This is a genomic window from Ruegeria sp. G12 (genome assembly GCF_056533565.1).
The window spans coordinates 111,076-128,554 of the sequence record NZ_JBQFOO010000002.1 but is presented as its reverse complement, the minus strand read 5'-3'; the positions used below and the strand labels follow the sequence as shown (position 1 = coordinate 128,554).

Sequence of the window (17,479 nt, the reverse complement as noted above, 5' to 3'; positions counted from 1 at the left end):
ATATTTTTGGCCAGATGAAGGGCGGATCACGCGTTTGGGTCGTAGTCGCTGAGACATTTGCCGGGGTCATCTTGGAACAGTTCGGGCAGGGGCGTGACGTCTTCGATCAGGTCGATGCGGAAGACGCGGAAGCCCTGACGTAGTTCGCACCATGCGGTCAGTGTCCAGACGCGGCCCCAATATTCCATGTGCAGGGGGCGGATGGTTCGGTCCGTCAGCACGCCGTCGATCCGGCAATAGGACAGGTGCAGTTTCTGGCGGGACTTTATGGCTGCGCGGATCGGGGCCATGTGGGCCAAACCGCGCGCGACATCGGCAAAAGGGTAGACGGCGAATTTCCATGTATCCGCCTGGGCTACCACCTGCGTCGGCAGTACTGCGTCGATCTTGTCGGCGAGGCTCTCGGCGGCGGCTTTAAGGTCGGGGTCGGCTGCTTCGGCCACGATGGCCATCCCGAGGTTCAGGGCTTCGAGTTCCTCGGGTGTCAGGTTCAGCGGCGGCAGAGTGATCTGTTCGCGCACCATATAGCCCACGCCGCGTTCGCCTTCGACCGGGACGCCCGAGGCCACCAGTGTGTCCATGTCGCGATAAATGGTGCGGACCGACACCTCGAGTCGGTCCGCGATGTCCTGCGCGCGGTGCAGTTTGCCGTCGCGCAGGATCTGGATGATATCGAACAGGCGATCCGTGCGGCGCATGTTACACCGCACGAGCCGCCATCAGGCGGTCATGTTCCATAGCACAGTCTCATGGCGCATCTGGACGCTGTCTGGGTTGATCACCGCCATCATCGCCGCCGCGCATTCCTGCTGCATGAAGGCGGCAGCCGCATCCTGCGCGGATTTCATATCCGCCCAGACGACATAATCCGTCCAGCGGCCATCAGTGCCCTGACTCAGCTGGCGGTGGGCAAAGCCGGGGGCCGTTCGGACAAAGCCCTCGGACGCTTGGCTCAGTTTCACGAACTCGTCTGCGGTTGTGCCTTCGGCGAGGGTGAAGGTGACGATTTCTGCGACATGGGTCATGTGGTTCTCCGTTGACCTTGGTTTCGGTATCGTCGTCATAGACCCCTTCAACTGACATAAACCTGTCAGTTGAGAAAAGCCAGCCTGCAAAAAACGCGCGATTCGTTCACTTTCATGCGCGGATTTGATCTGCCTCACTTTCTCGGACGGCCGTCCGGGCGTAGACACGGGCTCAGATCATATTCCCGGCGCGCCCGCGCCGACGCAGAAGGAGACAAGACATGCTTAACAATATCGGCCTTCCCGGCCTGCTGCTGATCGCCGTTGTGGTTCTGGTGCTGTTTGGCCGCGGCAAGATCAGCTCGCTGATGGGCGAAGTGGGCAAGGGCATCACAGCGTTCAAGAAGGGCGTCAAAGACGGTTCGGAAGAGCTGGAGCAGGACGCGTCCGAACTGGCCAAGGACGTCACACCCGAGACCGAGAAAGACAAGGTCTAAGTCCAGATGTTTGATCTGGGCTGGACCGAGCTTCTGATCATCGGCATCGTCGCCCTGATTGTCGTGGGGCCAAAGGACCTGCCGGTGCTGTTCCGCAATATCGGGCGCTTTGTCGGCAAGGCGCGCGGCATGGCGCGTGAGTTCACCAACGCGATGAACGAGGCGGCGGATGAAGCCGGGGTGAACGAAATCAAGAAAGGTCTGAACACGGCGGCGAACCCCGTCGGCAGTGCGATGGATGGCGTGAAACAGGCGGCGCAGGATATGGCCAAAAGCATCGACCCGACCAAGTTCGATCCCGACAGCGAAACCGGAAAACTGGCCGCTGAACGGGCTGAACAGGCCAAGAAGATTCAGGCCACAACCGCCCGTGCCGCAGCCGAGCGCAAGGCAAAGGAAGCTGCAGACGCGCTGGCCAAAGCGGAAGAGGCCGAAGCCGCGCTGGACACTGAAAGCAAGACATGAGCAAAACCGACGAGATCGAAGATACCTCGGCCCCCTTGATCGAGCATCTGACCGAGCTGCGCACGCGGTTGATTCACAGCGTCGTGGCCTTTCTGATTGGCATGATCATCTGCTTCACGGTGGCCACGCCGATCTTCAACTTCCTGACGCATCCTTTGTGCGCGGTTCTGGCCGATCGCGGGCAGGATTGCGGGTTGATCTTCATCTCGCCGCAGGAGGGGTTCTTTGTCGCCATCAAGGTCTCGCTGCTGGGCGGGTTCATTCTGGCGTTTCCCTATATCGGAATGCAGATGTGGCGCTTCGTGGCGCCCGGGCTTTACAAGTCCGAGAAGAACGCCTTTCTGCCCTTCATGCTGGCCTCACCCTTCATGTTCCTGTTGGGGGCCAGCTTTGCATTCTATGTCGTGACGCCGCTGGCTTATGACTTCTTCCTGGGCTTCCAGCAATTCGGTGCCGAAGGCGAAGCCGTGGTGGATGAGGCCGCGGCCGCTCCGCTAAGCGTGGTGTTTCAGGGCTCGGCGCAGGAATATCTGAACCTGACGATCAAATTCATCGTGGCCTTTGGTCTGTGTTTCCAATTGCCGGTTTTGTTGACCCTGATGGGCAAGGCCGGGCTGGTCAGCGCCGAGGGGCTGGGCTCGGTCCGCAAATACGCAGTTGTTGCCATTCTGGTGCTGGCCGCTTTGGTCACGCCACCTGATGTGATTACGCAGATCATTCTGTTCGTGGTGGTCTACGGCCTCTACGAAGTGTCGATCTTCCTCGTCGCCCGCGTCGAGCGAAAGCGCGAAGAACAGTTGCGCGCCGACGGTTATTATGACGACGAGGCCGAAGCGGATGAGGACCTTATGGCTGAGGCCGAGGACGACAAGTAACAACAACCGCTTAAGTGGAACAGGCGCGCCTTCAGATGGCGCGCCTTTTTCGTTGCCAGCCCTTGTTGCGCCGCATGGAACGTGATTTGAACGCCAAAACACGAGCCGGAGGCCCCAATGGACGACCAAGCCCTGAACCGTATCGCCGACGCGTTGGAACGCATGGCTCCGGCCCCTCTGGCAGCACCCGATTTCAATGCGGCCTCTGCCTTTGTCTGGCATGTGGAACCGGACCGTCTTGAGCCGGTCGCGCAGGTCAACCGGGTCGATCTGCACCTGTTGGTGGGCATCAACCGGTCCCGCGATACGCTGCTGGACAACACCCGCCGCTTCGCTTCCGGGTTCAAGGCCAATAATGCGCTGCTGTGGGGTGCGCGCGGGATGGGCAAGTCCAGCCTCGTCAAGGCGGTTCACGGCACGCTGCAAGCTGACCATCCCGACCTGAAGCTGGTCGAGTTGCAGCGTGAGGATATGGGTTCGGTCGCGCGCCTGCTGAACCACCTGCGCGCCGCGCCGCATAGGTTCATCCTGTTCTGCGATGACCTGTCGTTCAGCCACGATGACCAGCACTACAAATCGCTCAAGGCGGTGCTGGATGGCGGTATCGAAGGCCGCCCGGAAAACGTGGTGTTCTATGCGACATCGAACCGCCGCCACCTGATGCCGCGGGACATGATCGAAAACGAACGCTCAAGCGCCATCAACCCGTCCGAGGCGGTTGAGGAGAAAGTCTCGCTCTCCGACCGGTTCGGCCTGTGGCTGGGCTTCCACCCCTGCGATCAGGACGAATACCTCGCCATGATCGACCGCTACTGCGCCGCATACGGCGTCAAAACCGATCCCGACACCCTGCGCGCCGAAGCGATCGAATGGCAGGCCACCCGGGGCGCGCGCTCAGGCCGTGTCGCCTGGCAATTCTTCGTCGACCTCGCCGGGCGCAACGGTACCCATATCGCCTGATCCGAACTTCATCTGGCCAAAAATATCCCCGCCAGGGGCATGGCCCAAAGGGCCATTCCTACAACTGCGCCACTATCCGCGCCGCCTCATCCGCAGTATTGGCTAGGCCTTCACGGTCTTCGCCCGGATGAAACCGCGCACGCACTGCGGTTGGCATGGGCGCAGGTTCGACGATGGAAACGCGCGGCCCGGTGCGTTCGGTTTCCGCCTGCCAGCTGCGGGCCAATGCCATCTGCGCGGCCTTGGTCGCGCCGTAGATGCCATAGAATTTCTCACCCGCCTTGGGATCGTCAAAGAAAACCGCATGACCCGCCTCGCCCAGCAGAGGGGCGATGTAAGGGATCAGAACGGATGTAGCATTGGCGTTGATGTTGACCGCCTTGGTCCATTCCTTGGGATCGACAAAATGCACAGGCGTCAGGGCCGAGGTATGGACAGCCGTGTGCAGCCACAGATCGACCTTTCCCCAACGGTCATGGATGCCCCGGCACAAGGTCGCCATGGCGTTCGGGTCCGCGATATCCATCGGGGCCAATGTGGCAGAACCGCCCCTGGCCTGAATGCGGTCGTCCAACTCCTCAAGCCCGCCGGTGGTACGGGCGACGGCGACGATGTGGTACTCGGGTGCCAGCGCTTCGGCCAGCGCCGCGCCCAACCCGCGAGAGGCCCCGGTGATAAGGGCAATTTTGGTCTGATCGGTCATGAGGGCGGTTTGAACGCCCGCGCGCGACGCGTCAAGGCATGATTAGCTGCCTGGAATGGCGATCCGCAGGGTCTGGCCGCTTTGTCGCAGCATGACGCCCTGTTCATCAATAGCCATGACCTTGCCCGAGGCGACCCGGCTGCCGGTCTTGACCTTTTTCACCCGCCCCGAGGACATACGCATCAGCGCGTGCAGGTCCGCTTTGGGACCGAAAATCCCCAGAACCGAGACAGAGTTCTTCTTTAGCGCGCCCTTCTGCGTGGCCGCGCTTTTGACGGTGGCGTTTGACATATTCCGTGGATCGGGCGCGGCCCGAACCCCCTTATCGAGTGAGTGGCAGTTGCGCGCCCGATACCAAAGCCCGGAGGTGACAGAAAGGCGTCAAGATGCGCAAAGCATCAGCGCGAAATAGGCTTTTGAGGAAGTCGTTGCAATCGCGGCGGGTTCATCACTGGGTTGTGGCGGAATTCCACCAATCGACGTATATCGCGAGGGATCACTACCCCAAAACACCGCCGATCATTCCCGCCAGACTGGCAACGATTCGCCGCTAGATTGACGATCAGCCTCCCTTAGCCAGAAGCCAGCTTGGCCGCATTCCACGACCCGCCCACAACCTGCATATCTTCGCGCTTTTTGCTGACCCGGCTGCTGTTTTCCAGACTGTCCAGATAGTCTTCGCTGACACTGCCGGTGATGTAGTTGCCGTCAAAACAGGAGCAATCGAAGGCCTCGATATCCGGATTGCCCTCTTTAGCCGCCCAGATCAGATCGTCGAGATGTTGGTAGAACAGCGCGTCGGCACCCAGTTCCTGCCGGATTTCCTCGATCTCTTTGCCGTTGGCGATCAACTCGTGCTTGGTAGGCATGTCGATGCCGTAGACGTTGGGGTATTTCACGGGCGGTGAGGCGCTGGCGATATAGACCTTCTTGGCACCAGCCTCGCGGCACATCTGGACGATCTTCTTGATCGTGTTGCCGCGCACGATCGAGTCGTCGATCAGCAGGACATTGTGGCCCTTGAATTCCAGCGGAACCGCGTTCAGCTTGCGGCGCACGGATTTTTGCCGCTCTTCCTGACCGGGCATGATGAAGGTGCGCCCGACATAGCGGTTTTTGACCAGGCCTTCGCGATAGGGGATGCCGGTGATCTTGGCGGCCTCCAACGCAACAGGGCGGGCGCTGTCAGGCACAGGGATGATCCTGTCGATCTCCAGCCCCGAGTCCTTGATCTGCTTGGCCAGGGTTTGCCCCATGCGCATCTGAGTCTTGTAGACCGACACGCCATCCAACAGCGAATCCGGCCGCGCCAGATAGACATATTCAAAGATACAGGGGGTCAGCTTACCTTCGACGGCCTGGAACTCGTGCATGTTGCCGTCGAGGTCGATCAGGATCGCTTCACCCGGGTGCAGGTCGCGAAGCTTGTCGAAGCCGTTGATGCCGAACGCCACGTCCTCGGAGGCGAAGGCATAGTCGTCGCCGTCCCCCGGTGCTTCGCGCTTGGCCACCGACAAAGGACGGATGCCATAAGGATCGCGGAAGGCCAGCATGCCGACACCAGCAATCAGGCAGATCGCTGAATAAGCACCTTGAACCCGTTCCATCGTCATCTTCACACCGGCAAAGATATTGCGGATCGGGTCGGCATTGCCGTTCACCTTAATGGCATCGGCGACCTTGTCGGCCAGAACGTTCAGCAGGATTTCGGAATCCGAGGTGGTCCGCAGGTGCCGGCTGTACTTGCCGGTGACTTTTTCCCGCTGCGCCTCGGTGTTGGTGATATTGCCGTTATGAACTAGATAGATGCCGTAGGGCGCGTTTACGAAAAACGGCTGCGCCTCAGCCGCGCTCAGCGAGCCTGCGGTGGGATAGCGGACATGGCCCATCCCGACCCGACCCAACAGGGTTTCTGCGTCGCCTGCGTTGAAGACATCCTTGACTAAACCGTTGGCCTTTTTCTCGCGGAAGAACTCGCCGTTATAGGTCACGATGCCCGAGGCGTCCTGACCCCGGTGCTGCAGCATCAGCAGCCCGTCATAGATTTCCGCAAAGACATCATGTGTCCGGCTTGCGATCCCCAAAATCCCACACATGTACGGGCTCCGATTCCGTGACGGTTTGGCCTCCACATAATGCCTATTGGCGCGGCTGTCATCAAAGGATCACATTCACGTTTTGCCGCAGGTGGTATTTCTGCCAGTCCGGTTGTCGGTCGGGGTTGATGACAAGTGTGGCCTTATGTGCTGTCATGTCGTTGGTTCGGTCATCACGACCGGTCGCAGGTGCAGGAAACGGACTGGGATGTGGCAGAATAAGCCGCCATCAAAGAAGCAAGAGCCGGTCAAGCGGCGGTGCCACCGCTGTCGGGGGCAGGGGCGTGCGCCTTGTCAGATCTGCAACGGGGCGGGCGAGGTTATCAAAAGTCGGGACATCTATGGCAAACCGCTGTTTAGCCGGTGTGACGGGTGCGTTGGGCTCAAGACCATCCGCTGTACCGTTTGCGGTGGCGAAGGGTTCGTCTGACCTGAAATGAAAAAGCCCGGATCGCACCGGGCTTTTGCGTATCGAGAAGCCGAGAGTGCTTACTGGTTCGCGCCTGCGGTGCAGCTTGCCACCAGTTCCTCGTACTGCGCTGTGACCCAACCCAGCGCCTCTTCCGGGTTCTGTTCTTCGATCTTGCCGCTGAACTGTTCAAACACCTTGGCCGAGCGGCTTTCGTCCACAATCGTATAGGACTGACCAGTCATGACCGTGTCGTAGACAAAGAAGGCGATGGCAACCAGCAGGATGCCACGCGCGATGCCGAAGAAAAAGCCAAGCGCCTGATCCAGACCACCCAGAGCCGAACGCTGCACCAGCGACGAGAACAGCGGGGTGAAGATGCTGACAACGATCAACGCGATTGCGAACACGGCTGCGAACCCGGTGATGACCGACAATTCGCAGCTGTCGCGCAGGAAATCCCCGACAACCGGGATTTCTTTGACCAAAGGAACCGCTTGCGGTGCGAAGATAAAGGCCAGAACGGCGGCGGCGACCCAGCCTGCGATGGCCAGAACCTCGCGCATGAAACCGCGCGAATAGGCCAGAATGCCTGACAGCACGATGATCAGGGCCACAACCCCGTCAATAATTGTAAAACCTTCCATGGCCCTCGCCTGTTCTTTTTGCTGCCCCTCAGGGCGCGACCTTAACCTGCTCCGAAGGTTTCGCCAACAAACCCAACCAAATCAGAGGGTCGGGTGAGTGTCAGACCTGCCACAGTGCCGGTTTTGCCACCTGCCGGAGCAATTGCCGCTGTGAAACCAAGTTTTTGCGCTTCTTTCAACCTGTTTTCGGTCTGCGGGGCCGGTCTAAGTGCCCCGGATAGCGAGATTTCTCCGAAAACGACGGTGTCGGCGGGCAGGGCAGTATCCTCGCGCGCGCTGAGTAATGCGGCGGCCACGGCGAGGTCGGCGGCGGGTTCGCTGACCTTCAGGCCTCCGGCAACATTTAGATAGACATCAAGGCCCGCGAAGGGGATTCCGCACCGCGCTTCGAGCACCGCGAGGATCATCGCGAGCCGCCCGCTGTCCCAGCCAACAACCGTTCGGCGGGGTTGGGAATGGGGGGATGGGGCCACCAGTGCCTGCAATTCAACCAGAACGGGGCGGGTGCCTTCGATGCCTGCAAACACGGCGGAACCGGGGCTGGGCGTGCCGCGTTCCGACAGGAACAGGGCCGAGGGATTGGTGACTTGGGCCAGTCCCTTGCCAGTCATTTCGAAGACGCCGATCTCGTCGGCAGGGCCAAAGCGGTTCTTGACCGCGCGCAGGATGCGGAACTGATGCCCGCGTTCGCCCTCGAAATAGAGCACTGTGTCAACCATGTGTTCCACCACGCGCGGTCCTGCGATCTGGCCTTCTTTGGTGACATGGCCGACCATGATGATCGAGACCCCGTGTCGTTTCGCAAACGTGGTCAATTCATGCGCAGCGGCCCGGACTTGTGACACCGAGCCCGGCGCGCTGTCCACATTGTCGGCCCACATGGTCTGGATCGAGTCGATAATGGCAAGGCCAGGTTTTTCAGCCTCAAGCGTCGTCAGGATATCCCGCAGGTTGGTTTCGGCCGCCAGATGCACCGGCGCGTCCTCAAGCCCCAGACGGCGGGCGCGCATGCGGACCTGCGCGCTGGCTTCTTCGCCCGAGACATAGACGGTTTTCACTCCCGCCCGGGCAAAACGCGCAGCGGCCTGCAACAGCAGGGTGGATTTGCCGATGCCGGGATCTCCGCCCACCAACAGGGCCGAGGCGGGAACGAGGCCGCCACCCAACACGCGGTCCAGTTCCTCGACCCCGCAGAGGGTGCGGGGCGGGGGCGTTTCCTCGGTCGACAGGTCCGTGAGTGCGATGGGCTGGCCCCGCTTGCCGCCGAGGGATTTTTTGGCCGGGCCAGCCGAAAGCGGCACGTCCTGAATAATGGTGTTCCAATCGCCGCAAGCGTCGCAGCGCCCGGACCACCGGGTATGCGTTGCGCCACAGGCCGAGCAGGAGAAAGAAGTCGTCTTTGCCATGGCGCAATTCGTGCCCGAGGACGGGCGGTTCTTCAAGCCCTTGCGGGCATTCATCTCCGCCGGCGGCGTGCCGCGGCCTCGGGCCCTGCGGGGCCGTCGACCGCGGCAGGCGCTTACGCGCCGGGGCGGGTGGTTATTCGGCCGCGCGCGGCGGGGTCATGGCAACCACGCTCGAGGCAGTGGGATCGCGATCGTCCGAGGGGGATTGCAGTTGCGCCGACAGTTCGGGCAGCAGGTCGAACAGTTCATCCCGTAGGCGCGACAGTTGGGATTTGGCGATGGATTCCTCGATCTCGATATCGCGGGTCCACTGGCGCAGTTCGTGCTGGATGACTTGAGCCTCTTCGATCCGGTGCTGGAATTGTTCAACCTCTTCCTGCCGCTGTTTCAGGAAGGTGCGCGCGCGGTCCACCTTGGCGTCGCCATAAGTGTCAGCTAGTTCCTGACTGATTTGGCTCATCTGCGCGGCCAGTTCCAGCACCTGCGGCTCAAGCCCCTGCAGATCCGGATGATCACGCAGAAACGCCATACGTTCCTTGACCGCGTCGAATTCAGAAGACAGAGCAAACGCGCCGCTGCGGTCGGCGGCATGGGCAAGCTGATAGGCCCCGGCCACGTCCTGCATGTTTAGCGAGAAGTTCCGGTGAGTCCGTTCCAGCGCCATCATGCGGGCGCTTGACGGCAGGTAGAAGGCCAGCATCAGGATCAGCGCGGTCAGGCCAATCTGGAAATAAAGGCCTGCGTCAATGACCTCACCCCCGCCCAATCCGGCTTGCATGGACAGCCAGGGTAGGACGCCGAAAGCCGAGAGCAGAGTGGAAGTGACCGCGAATAAAGCCGCGGCGCAGATCAGAAAAAATGTAAGTTTCAAAAAGGCATTCTGGAATTGCAATGTGACTGAGTGAAGGGCGGCCATGATTGTCGATCTCCTTCTTTAACCGATACGAAACCGGGTCAAAGCGGACGATCAAAAAGCACGATACGATCCGCTGAGGACCCGTGAACTACAAACACGTTGCTGCTCGAAATATCTAAATGATACTTAGAAATGCGTTTTCAATCAATCACGTCTGAGGTTTTCGTGATCCGAATGTCATCTCTGTAATATGGCCCACGGCGAGCGAGGCCAGAATGCAGCCTGTGAACAGGTACAGCCCCCATGCGGTTTCAATGGTCGCGTAAGAGATTCCCTTGGCCAGCGTGATGTAGAGCGCGATCAGGAAAATATCGGCCATCGCCAGCTTGCCAAGGATGTTCAGCGCGGGCTGGACGCGCGGGTCCAGCAGGTTCCATTGGATCAGGGCGGTGCCGATGGTTTTGATAAAGGGCGCGACGAGGGCGAAGAGGGTTACGACCAGCGCAAGGAAGATGTCTGATTTCCACAAGGACTGCAGCCCGGTGATGACGCTGATTTCGCTGAGGCCGAAGATCGGCAGAAGGCCGGCGCGCATCAGCGGCGCGAACCATGCGATGGGGTAGAGGATTAGCAGGGAGAGGGTGGCGAGGCGGAGCATTCTTGGATTCGCTATTTCTCCAGTATTAAAGGCCTTTCCGAAGGCGGTTTGGTTAGGCGTATTTTTAACGGCCACTAGTGCAAGTGGGCTTGAAAGAGAATGGTGGCAGGGATCACAAGAGACAAGGCCACAGTCCAAACATCAAAAACGAGCATCGGCCATCGATCAGTTACTTGGCCAAAAGGCGGTAAACGAAGACGAACAAAATCGATTAAAGGATAGGGTAGATCACACTCCTTTTTTAGAAATTCTCTGACTGTAAACCCGAGATAGGCGGGTGCGATTGCAGCAACAGCAGCGAGAATTGGAATTTCGACTGCCGCTGCCAGTACAACTAAACCCAAGCTTGCAAAAAGTAGGTAGCCTTTGGGTAAAAATAAGTTGAGCGTATCTTTCTTATAGCCCGGTCGCTGATGGGCTCCCCCCCAATGCACGTATAATGGGGGAAAGCCGGACATCACTTGCAAAGCTACAATTAGGTAAGACCAAGTTGCAAAGAATAGAAGAAAAGACAGCATCAACTACCGCACCGCCTCAATCGGCCCCTCTGCGCTCCCGCTGATAAACTGCTCCAAATACGGATCGTCCGAGGCATCCATCTGTCCGACCGGTCCGGTCCACTGGATCACCCCGTCATGCAGCATCGCCACGTTGTCGGCAATCGCGCGGACGGAACTCATGTCGTGGGTGATCGTCATCGCGGTGGCACCCATCTCGGTCACGATTTCGCGGATCAGGTCGTTGATGACGCCGGACATGATCGGGTCCAGCCCGGTGGTGGGCTCGTCGAAAAAGATGATCTCGGGCTCGGCGGCGATGGCGCGGGCCAGGCCCACGCGTTTCTGCATCCCGCCCGACAGTTCCGAGGGGAAACGGTCGGCGACGTTGGATTTCAGACCAACGCGGCGTAGTTTCTCGATGGCGATTTCGCGGGCGTATTCCGGCGGACGTTTCAGCGGACCGCGCAGCAGGCGGAAGGCCACGTTTTGCCACACGGGCAGCGAGTCAAACAACGCCGCGCCCTGAAACAGCATCCCGAACCGGGCCAGAAAGGCGTCGCGGTCGCCTTTGGATGCGTCTTTGCCGTCGACATAAATCATGCCACTGTCGGGCTTGATCAGACCAAGGATGCATTTCAGCGCCACCGATTTTCCCGTACCCGAGCCTCCGATGATGACCATCGAGGTACCCTTGGGAATCTCAAGGTTCATACCCTGCAGGACGTGGTTTTCGTCAAAGGCCTTATGTACGTTCTCCATCCGGATCATAGCGAGAAGAACACCCCTGTGAGGACAAAATTGGCGGCTAGGATCAGAACGGCGGCGGCCTCGACCGAGCCTTTGGTGGCGCGGCCTACGCCCTGCGCGCCACGACCCGAGGACATGCCGTAATAGCAGCCCATAATGGCGGCGATCACGCCGAAGGCGGCCCCTTTTACCAGCGACGAGACGATGTCGCGTGTCTCAAGGAAATCGACGGTGTTTTTTAGGTAGGCTGCCGGGTTGAAGCCCAGATTTTGAGTGGCAACCATGTAACCGCCCGCGATGCCTATGATGTCTCCGATGGCGACCAGCGCAGGCACGGTGATCAGGGCGGCCAGCACGCGCGGCGCGGTGAGGTATTTCATTGGGTGCGTGGACAGCGTGACCAGCGCGTCGATCTGCTCGGTTACTTTCATCGTGGCGATCTCGGCGGCGATAGATGAAGTCACGCGAGCGGCGATCATCAGGCCGACCAGCACTGGGCCAAGCTCTCGCACCATGCCGATAGCGACGATCTGGGGCACCACAGCCTCGGCGTTAAAGCGCGCACCACCGGCATAAATCTGCAGTGCCAGCGCACCGCCGGTGAAGATGGCGGTCAGGCCGACAACGGGTAGGGACAGCCAGCCGATATTCATCAGCGCCACGGCAAATTCGCGCGGGTAGTAGGGTGGGCGGAAGATGTGGGAAATCGCGTCCAGCGAGAACAGGGCTACGCGGCCAAAGGTGGCCATGATGTTCAGAACAGCGCGACCAAGCCCGCCCAGCACGGCCAGGGGGTTCATTCCACGTATCCCCGGGAAAACCGACTGCCCAGCGAGGTCAGGATTTCGTACCCGATGGTGCCTGCGGCCTCGGCCAGATCATCGACAGTTTGGTGCCCGTTCAGAATGCGCAGGCGTTCAGGGTCGTGGGGCAGGTCGGTCACATCGACCGTGATCAGGTCCATCGAGATGCGGCCCACAACAGGGCAGGGCTTATTCCCCGCGAAGGCGTCGATACCGCCGCCAATCGCGCGATGCAGCCCATCTGCATAGCCCGCAGCCACCGTCGCAATCCGCGAGGGGCGGCGCGCGGTCCAGGTGTTGCCGTAGCCAACGGTCTCACCTATTTCGAGCGCGCGGACCTGGATGACGGGCAGGTCAACGGTGACCACCGGTTTGGCCCCCTCGAAAGGCATCCCGCCATAGAGCCCCACGCCAGGGCGGCAGAAGTCAAAATGGAACTCGGGGCCCAGAAGGATGCCGCCGGTCGCCGCCAGAGACCTTGGGGCGGTGACGCCGTCGGTCATCTCGCGGAAGGTGTTTAACTGCTGGCGGTTCATCGGATGATCGGGCTCATCCGCGCAGGCCAGGTGCGACATCACGACCACCGGGTTCAGCGCCTCGGCTTTGGGCCGGAGTTCGGCCCAGTCCTGAGGTTCCAGTCCCAGCCGATTCATGCCGCTGTCAAGCTGGATGCCGAAGGCGTGGTCGGGCAGGGCGTCGACATGGCGCTGAAACTGTTCGGGCGCGTTGATCAGTGGTGTCAGGTCATGCGCGCGCAGCAGGTCTGTGTCGCCCTCCATATGCCCGGAGAACACACAGATCATCGGGCCGTCGCCAACGGCCTCGCGCACGGCAGCCCCTTCTTCGGCGACGGCGACAAAGAATTTGCGCACGCCTTCCTCGGCCAGCGCGTCCGCCACAGGTCCTGCGCCCAGGCCGTAGCCATCGGCCTTAACCACGGCACCGGTTTCGACATCCGTCTTTGCATCCAGCGCCCGCCAGTTGCTGGCAACGGCCTGAAGATTGATCGTTAAACGTGCAGTACTCATGGGCCTGTTCATGACATCGGATTGCTGCAGGTCAAGAGGGTTTCGGGCAATTCTGCATGAGTTTTGTGCGACATAGGCGGCTTCCGGCTGGATGTGCGCAAAGTTTCGTGCAGACAGGGAAACAGCCGGGTAGATTCTGACGCAAGGTTAACCGTATATGGATTGTCCGGGCCTGAGTATCAAACGGGAAGCGACCTCCGGATCGTTTACCCTCCAGTTCAACGCGCATCGCTCTAGTTGGAGGCGTGTTGGTCCAGCAAGGGTTTGTTGTTCCGGCTGTGGCGCGCCACAAGCTGTTTCTGACGCCGGCCACTTGGGATGTAACAGGCCGAGTCCACCTGCCCGATTTCCGCCAGTTCGGGGAAAAGCAGCGTTAGCTCCGCCCTTGCCTCAGCCGTCATTGCTTGCAGCGCCTGCGGACCGGCAAACAGGCTTTCACTGGGGGCCCCTTCGGCGAACAGGACAACATGCCGGTCAAACACAAGATGGTGGTAGGTGATCGTGGCAACGTCCCGGTCGACATAGATCCCCGGCAGCCTGGTCAGCCGGATCGCCGAGATCAAAACGGACCGCGTGCCGAACATCCGCTGCGTGATGGCCGAACATACCAGCATCCGGTGCTGTCGGGATACCAGCAGGTCACGCCGGGGCAGCCCTTGGCCCAACGCGCCTGAAACCACGCGCACAGGGTACAGTTCCGGCGTCTTGATCAGTTCGGACAGCCGCAAAGGGCGGGACAGGATCATCCGGACGGGCTGATACCCGCCATCAAGCGTCAGGACCTTGTCGCCAGGCTTCAGGTGTTCCACCGCAACCTCACCCTTGGCGGTAGTGATGCGCGTGCCCGACGTAAAGCACGGCGCGCCGGGGTTTGGATTTGGGTTTTCGACAAAATTTACCCCGTCTGTTGAGGTCAGCGACGAGGTGTCATCCGTTCCGTTCGAACCAACTTGCGTTGACGTAAGACCACTGGCCGGGCCTTGGGTGGCGGTGACCTGCGTGTCGAATGAGACAAAGCTCAGGACCGCGCCATTGTCATCCAGAGAAACTGCACCAAACCGGTTAATCCGGGCCGAAACCACATAGTAATCGAAACCGCCAACAGTGGTCATCGGCGCGCTATCGACCGCCGTTGAACTGCGCAGGGTGCCGTTCTGATTGTAGACCCCAACGGTCAGGTTGGACACATCCGTACCTGTCTGCACGCGGATTTCAATGAAATCCCCGCTGGGTGAGAAATTCGGACCGTTTCGGTACCGTATTTCCGAGATAATTGCCGCCAAATGCCCAGAGCCTCGACCGGGTTGAAACGTACGTTGGCATGTAGCTTACCACAATGAGACGCAGCAGGCCAAAATTACGCTGGATTCCGGTAAATTGGACGCAGTTTGAGGTCAATATCCCTCGATCTCGCCGCCCTGCTGCCAGGGTTTGACCAGATTGCCAAAGCGGGTGAACTGCGCCTCGAACGATAGTTCGACCGTGCCGATGGGGCCGTGGCGCTGTTTGCCGACAATGACCTCGGCTTTGCCATGCAGGCGTTCCATGGCCTGCTTCCACTCTTCCATCTTCTCCAGTTCATGATCGCCGGGCTTCTCACGCTCTTTGTAGTATTCCTCGCGGAACACAAACATCACCACGTCGGCATCCTGTTCGATCGAGCCTGATTCCCGCAGATCAGACAGTTGCGGGCGCTTGTCGTCGCGGCTTTCGACCTGACGGGAAAGCTGCGACAGGGCGATGACCGGGATGTTCAACTCTTTGGCGATGGCTTTCATGCCCATCGAAATCTCGGCAATTTCGTTGACGCGATTGTCGGCCATACCCCGGCAAAGCTGCAGGTAGTCGATCACCAGCAAGTCCAGCCCATGGGTCCGCTTGAGCCGCCGCGCACGGGCGGCAAGCTGTGAGATCGGCAGGGCAGGCGTGTCGTCGATGAATAGCGGGCAGGCTTCCAGTTCCTTGGCGGCATCCACGAAACGGCGGAATTCGGACTCGGTCATATCGCCTTGGCGGATCTTGTGGCTTGAGATTTCCGAGGCTTCGGCCAGCACCCGGCCCGCAAGCTGTTCGGCGCTCATTTCCAATGAGAAGAACCCGACCACGCCGCCGTCAATCGCGCCTTCGGAGCCATCAGGCTTGGTGCCGCGCTTATAGGCTTTGGCGACGTTGAACGCCACGTTGGTCGCAAGCGAGGTTTTCCCCATCGAGGGACGACCCGCAAGGATGATCAAGTCCGAGGGGTGCAGGCCCCCAAGCTGCTTGTCCAAGTCGGCCAGACCGGTGGAAATCCCCGCCATGCCACCACCACGCTGGTACGCTTCGTTGGTGACGTTGACGGCTTCTGTGACCGCCTTGAGGAAGGATTGAAACCCTTGTTCGGTCTGGCCCTGCTCGGATAACTGGTAAAGCTGCTGCTCGGCCTCGACGATCTGTTCCTTGGGCTCGCTTGAGATTTCAACGCGCGCTGCCTTGTCCGAAATATCGCGCCCCAGCCGGATCAATTCGCGCCGGATGGCGAGGTCATAGATCATCTGGGCGTAATCATGCACTGCAAAGGCACTGATCGAGGCCCCGGCCAATTTCACAAGATAGGCCGGTCCGCCCAATTCCTTCAGGCCATCATCCTCGGCCATGAAGGATTTCAGCGTCACGGGTGAGGCCAGCGCATTCTTGGCGATGCGTGCGGCCGCGACCTCGTAGATACGGGCATGGACCGGGTCATAGAAATGTTCCGCCCCGATGATCGAAGCCACCCGATCATACAGATCGTTATTGGTTAAGATCGCACCCAGAAGCTGCTGCTCGGCTTCAATTGAATGCGGCATGGTTTCGGCATTCTGAATCTGTGCCGCTGCCTGCTCGATACTGCTTATCTCGTTCATTTTGTCCCCGCTGCCCGTCTGGCGGTTCTACACGCGAAACCCCGGCGCAAGCTATCTGCAAATGAGTGGGGGTAACTTGGGATAACCGCCCGCTGCTTTGGGATAACTGCCCACCCGAATGGGGATAACTTCCGCCCAGTTTCGCACGAGAGCGACGCTACCGCAACATTTGGTGTGATGGTTGCCATTTCCGACTAAATGCGCGGGCAATTGTCCGATTCGAATATCAACAATCCACAACCTGCCCACAGGTCAAAAATCACGATTTATGCGCTTCCTGCCAGCCGCGCGGATCATTCAGGAAGGCCTCGACCCCGTCAAGTGTCTCGTGATCAAAGGCTTTCTGCGCCTTCGCCTCGGCCAGAACATCCCACCATGTGCAGAGCGAATGCAGTTTCACGCCGTGGTCGCCCAGCGTCTTCTCGGTCTCGGGGAAAATGCCGTAGTAGAAAATCACCGCCGTATGTCCGCAGGTTGCGCCGGTTTCGCGGATCGCGTCCACGAACGACAACTTGCTGCCGCCATCGGTGGTCAGGTCCTCGACCAGCAGAACACGTTCGCCTTCGCTCATCGCGCCTTCGATGCGCGCGTTGCGGCCATAGCCCTTGGGTTTTTTGCGCACATAGGTCATCGGCAGCGCCATCCGTTCAGCGACCATGGCGGCAAAGGGGATGCCTGCGGTCTCACCACCGGCAATATTGTCGAACGCCTCGAACCCGGCGTCGCGCATCACAGTGATGGTCAGGAAGTCCATCAGGGTCGACCGGATACGCGGGTACGAGATCAGCTTGCGGCAGTCGATATAGGTCGGGCTTGGCAGGCCCGAGGCCAGGGTGAAGGGCTCGCGCGAATTGAAGTGAACTGCCTTGATCTCTAGCAGCATCCGCGCGGTCAGGCGGGCGATTTCGGTGCTGTCGGGGAAGGAACTGGGGATCATGGCGCAAACCTCTGGGCTGAAACAAGTTGCGGGCTGATAGCC

Annotated in this window: 20 protein-coding genes; 4 read left to right on the top strand and 16 right to left on the bottom strand. The window is 59.9% G+C overall.

The annotated features are described in order from the left end of the window. Nucleotides 1-26: 26 nt before the first annotated feature. A complete protein-coding gene (locus ACR0JN_RS04420; RefSeq protein ID WP_480884487.1) occupies nucleotides 27-698 on the bottom strand; it encodes a helix-turn-helix transcriptional regulator in 672 nt (223 codons plus the stop codon). Between the two features lie 21 nt (nucleotides 699-719). After that, nucleotides 720-1,025 (bottom strand): hypothetical protein, encoded by a 306-nt coding sequence (locus ACR0JN_RS04415; protein WP_480815425.1) that lies wholly within the window; start codon nucleotides 1,023-1,025, stop codon nucleotides 720-722. Nucleotides 1,026-1,246: 221 nt separating this feature from the next. Between ACR0JN_RS04415 and ACR0JN_RS04410 the strand changes: the two genes are divergently transcribed. From ACR0JN_RS04410 to ACR0JN_RS04395, 4 genes are all read left to right on the top strand, one after another. Beyond that, nucleotides 1,247-1,462: a twin-arginine translocase TatA/TatE family subunit gene (locus ACR0JN_RS04410; RefSeq protein WP_117868756.1), complete on the top strand. Its 216-nt coding sequence runs from the start codon at nucleotides 1,247-1,249 to the stop codon at nucleotides 1,460-1,462. Nucleotides 1,463-1,468: 6 nt separating this feature from the next. Beyond that, nucleotides 1,469-1,927, top strand: coding sequence for a Sec-independent protein translocase protein TatB (gene tatB, locus ACR0JN_RS04405; protein WP_480884486.1), 459 nt, complete (start codon nucleotides 1,469-1,471; stop codon nucleotides 1,925-1,927). Next, entirely contained in the window at nucleotides 1,924-2,802 is an 879-nt protein-coding gene (gene tatC, locus ACR0JN_RS04400; RefSeq protein ID WP_480815427.1) for a twin-arginine translocase subunit TatC, read from the top strand. The genes tatB and tatC overlap by 4 nt, the downstream gene beginning before the upstream one ends. Before the next feature lie 117 nt (nucleotides 2,803-2,919). Further along, nucleotides 2,920-3,762 carry an ATP-binding protein gene (locus tag ACR0JN_RS04395; protein ID WP_480884485.1) on the top strand — a complete coding sequence of 281 codons (843 nt, stop codon included), beginning with the start codon at nucleotides 2,920-2,922 and terminating at the stop codon, nucleotides 3,760-3,762. 58 nt (nucleotides 3,763-3,820) lie between these two features. Here the strand turns inward: ACR0JN_RS04395 and ACR0JN_RS04390 are convergent, their stop codons facing one another. From ACR0JN_RS04390 to ACR0JN_RS04325, 14 genes are all read right to left on the bottom strand, one after another. Beyond that, the gene (locus ACR0JN_RS04390; RefSeq protein ID WP_480884484.1) at nucleotides 3,821-4,465 is read right to left on the bottom strand and encodes an SDR family NAD(P)-dependent oxidoreductase; all 645 of its coding nucleotides are present in this window, start codon (nucleotides 4,463-4,465) and stop codon (nucleotides 3,821-3,823) included. A gap of 42 nt (nucleotides 4,466-4,507) precedes the next feature. Beyond that, complete coding sequence (locus ACR0JN_RS04385) at nucleotides 4,508-4,756, bottom strand: hypothetical protein (RefSeq protein ID WP_480815430.1); 249 nt, start codon at nucleotides 4,754-4,756, stop codon at nucleotides 4,508-4,510. Between the two features lie 281 nt (nucleotides 4,757-5,037). Beyond that, on the bottom strand, nucleotides 5,038-6,561 hold the full coding sequence (gene purF, locus ACR0JN_RS04380) for an amidophosphoribosyltransferase (protein ID WP_480884483.1): 1,524 nt from the start codon (nucleotides 6,559-6,561) through the stop codon (nucleotides 5,038-5,040). Between the two features lie 489 nt (nucleotides 6,562-7,050). Beyond that, a complete protein-coding gene (locus ACR0JN_RS04375) occupies nucleotides 7,051-7,617 on the bottom strand; it encodes a CvpA family protein (RefSeq protein ID WP_480815432.1) in 567 nt (188 codons plus the stop codon). Nucleotides 7,618-7,658: 41 nt separating this feature from the next. Beyond that, on the bottom strand, nucleotides 7,659-9,023 hold the full coding sequence (gene radA / locus ACR0JN_RS04370) for a DNA repair protein RadA (RefSeq protein WP_480884482.1): 1,365 nt from the start codon (nucleotides 9,021-9,023) through the stop codon (nucleotides 7,659-7,661). Between the two features lie 133 nt (nucleotides 9,024-9,156). Further along, complete coding sequence (locus tag ACR0JN_RS04365; RefSeq protein WP_480884481.1) at nucleotides 9,157-9,939, bottom strand: DNA repair protein; 783 nt, start codon at nucleotides 9,937-9,939, stop codon at nucleotides 9,157-9,159. Between the two features lie 148 nt (nucleotides 9,940-10,087). Further along, a complete protein-coding gene (locus ACR0JN_RS04360) occupies nucleotides 10,088-10,537 on the bottom strand; it encodes a paraquat-inducible protein A (RefSeq protein WP_480815435.1) in 450 nt (149 codons plus the stop codon). A gap of 74 nt (nucleotides 10,538-10,611) precedes the next feature. Continuing rightward, complete coding sequence (locus ACR0JN_RS04355; RefSeq protein ID WP_480815436.1) at nucleotides 10,612-11,055, bottom strand: hypothetical protein; 444 nt, start codon at nucleotides 11,053-11,055, stop codon at nucleotides 10,612-10,614. Between the two features lie 3 nt (nucleotides 11,056-11,058). Further along, on the bottom strand, nucleotides 11,059-11,805 hold the full coding sequence (locus tag ACR0JN_RS04350) for an ABC transporter ATP-binding protein (RefSeq protein WP_480815437.1): 747 nt from the start codon (nucleotides 11,803-11,805) through the stop codon (nucleotides 11,059-11,061). Then, nucleotides 11,802-12,584, bottom strand: a complete 783-nt coding sequence (locus tag ACR0JN_RS04345; RefSeq protein WP_480884480.1) for an MlaE family ABC transporter permease — start codon at nucleotides 12,582-12,584, stop codon at nucleotides 11,802-11,804. The genes ACR0JN_RS04350 and ACR0JN_RS04345 overlap by 4 nt, the downstream gene beginning before the upstream one ends. Next, a complete protein-coding gene (gene alr, locus ACR0JN_RS04340; protein WP_480884479.1) occupies nucleotides 12,581-13,615 on the bottom strand; it encodes an alanine racemase in 1,035 nt (344 codons plus the stop codon). The genes ACR0JN_RS04345 and alr overlap by 4 nt, the downstream gene beginning before the upstream one ends. 233 nt (nucleotides 13,616-13,848) lie before the next feature. Then, nucleotides 13,849-14,898, bottom strand: a complete 1,050-nt coding sequence (locus ACR0JN_RS04335; protein ID WP_480884478.1) for a Hint domain-containing protein — start codon at nucleotides 14,896-14,898, stop codon at nucleotides 13,849-13,851. Nucleotides 14,899-15,009: 111 nt separating this feature from the next. Then, the gene (locus ACR0JN_RS04330; protein WP_480815441.1) at nucleotides 15,010-16,500 is read right to left on the bottom strand and encodes a replicative DNA helicase; all 1,491 of its coding nucleotides are present in this window, start codon (nucleotides 16,498-16,500) and stop codon (nucleotides 15,010-15,012) included. A gap of 259 nt (nucleotides 16,501-16,759) precedes the next feature. Next, a complete protein-coding gene (locus tag ACR0JN_RS04325; RefSeq protein WP_480884477.1) occupies nucleotides 16,760-17,437 on the bottom strand; it encodes an orotate phosphoribosyltransferase in 678 nt (225 codons plus the stop codon). Between the last annotated feature and the right edge of the window lie 42 nt (nucleotides 17,438-17,479).

Coding starts and splice junctions, on each gene's coding strand:
- ACR0JN_RS04330 (WP_480815441.1), bottom strand. CDS start 16,500: ATGAACGAGATAAGCAGTATCGAGCAGGCAGCGGCACAGATTCAGAAT.
- ACR0JN_RS04325 (WP_480884477.1), bottom strand. CDS start 17,437: ATGATCCCCAGTTCCTTCCCCGACAGCACCGAAATCGCCCGCCTGACC.
- ACR0JN_RS04375 (WP_480815432.1), bottom strand. CDS start 7,617: ATGGAAGGTTTTACAATTATTGACGGGGTTGTGGCCCTGATCATCGTG.
- ACR0JN_RS04360 (WP_480815435.1), bottom strand. CDS start 10,537: ATGCTCCGCCTCGCCACCCTCTCCCTGCTAATCCTCTACCCCATCGCA.
- radA (WP_480884482.1), bottom strand. CDS start 9,023: ATGGCAAAGACGACTTCTTTCTCCTGCTCGGCCTGTGGCGCAACGCAT.
- ACR0JN_RS04385 (WP_480815430.1), bottom strand. CDS start 4,756: ATGTCAAACGCCACCGTCAAAAGCGCGGCCACGCAGAAGGGCGCGCTA.
- ACR0JN_RS04355 (WP_480815436.1), bottom strand. CDS start 11,055: ATGCTGTCTTTTCTTCTATTCTTTGCAACTTGGTCTTACCTAATTGTA.
- tatB (WP_480884486.1), top strand. CDS start 1,469: ATGTTTGATCTGGGCTGGACCGAGCTTCTGATCATCGGCATCGTCGCC.
- alr (WP_480884479.1), bottom strand. CDS start 13,615: ATGAGTACTGCACGTTTAACGATCAATCTTCAGGCCGTTGCCAGCAAC.
- ACR0JN_RS04345 (WP_480884480.1), bottom strand. CDS start 12,584: ATGAACCCCCTGGCCGTGCTGGGCGGGCTTGGTCGCGCTGTTCTGAAC.
- ACR0JN_RS04395 (WP_480884485.1), top strand. CDS start 2,920: ATGGACGACCAAGCCCTGAACCGTATCGCCGACGCGTTGGAACGCATG.
- ACR0JN_RS04415 (WP_480815425.1), bottom strand. CDS start 1,025: ATGACCCATGTCGCAGAAATCGTCACCTTCACCCTCGCCGAAGGCACA.
- ACR0JN_RS04365 (WP_480884481.1), bottom strand. CDS start 9,939: ATGGCCGCCCTTCACTCAGTCACATTGCAATTCCAGAATGCCTTTTTG.
- tatC (WP_480815427.1), top strand. CDS start 1,924: ATGAGCAAAACCGACGAGATCGAAGATACCTCGGCCCCCTTGATCGAG.
- ACR0JN_RS04350 (WP_480815437.1), bottom strand. CDS start 11,805: ATGATCCGGATGGAGAACGTACATAAGGCCTTTGACGAAAACCACGTC.
- ACR0JN_RS04420 (WP_480884487.1), bottom strand. CDS start 698: ATGCGCCGCACGGATCGCCTGTTCGATATCATCCAGATCCTGCGCGAC.
- ACR0JN_RS04390 (WP_480884484.1), bottom strand. CDS start 4,465: ATGACCGATCAGACCAAAATTGCCCTTATCACCGGGGCCTCTCGCGGG.
- purF (WP_480884483.1), bottom strand. CDS start 6,561: ATGTGTGGGATTTTGGGGATCGCAAGCCGGACACATGATGTCTTTGCG.
- ACR0JN_RS04410 (WP_117868756.1), top strand. CDS start 1,247: ATGCTTAACAATATCGGCCTTCCCGGCCTGCTGCTGATCGCCGTTGTG.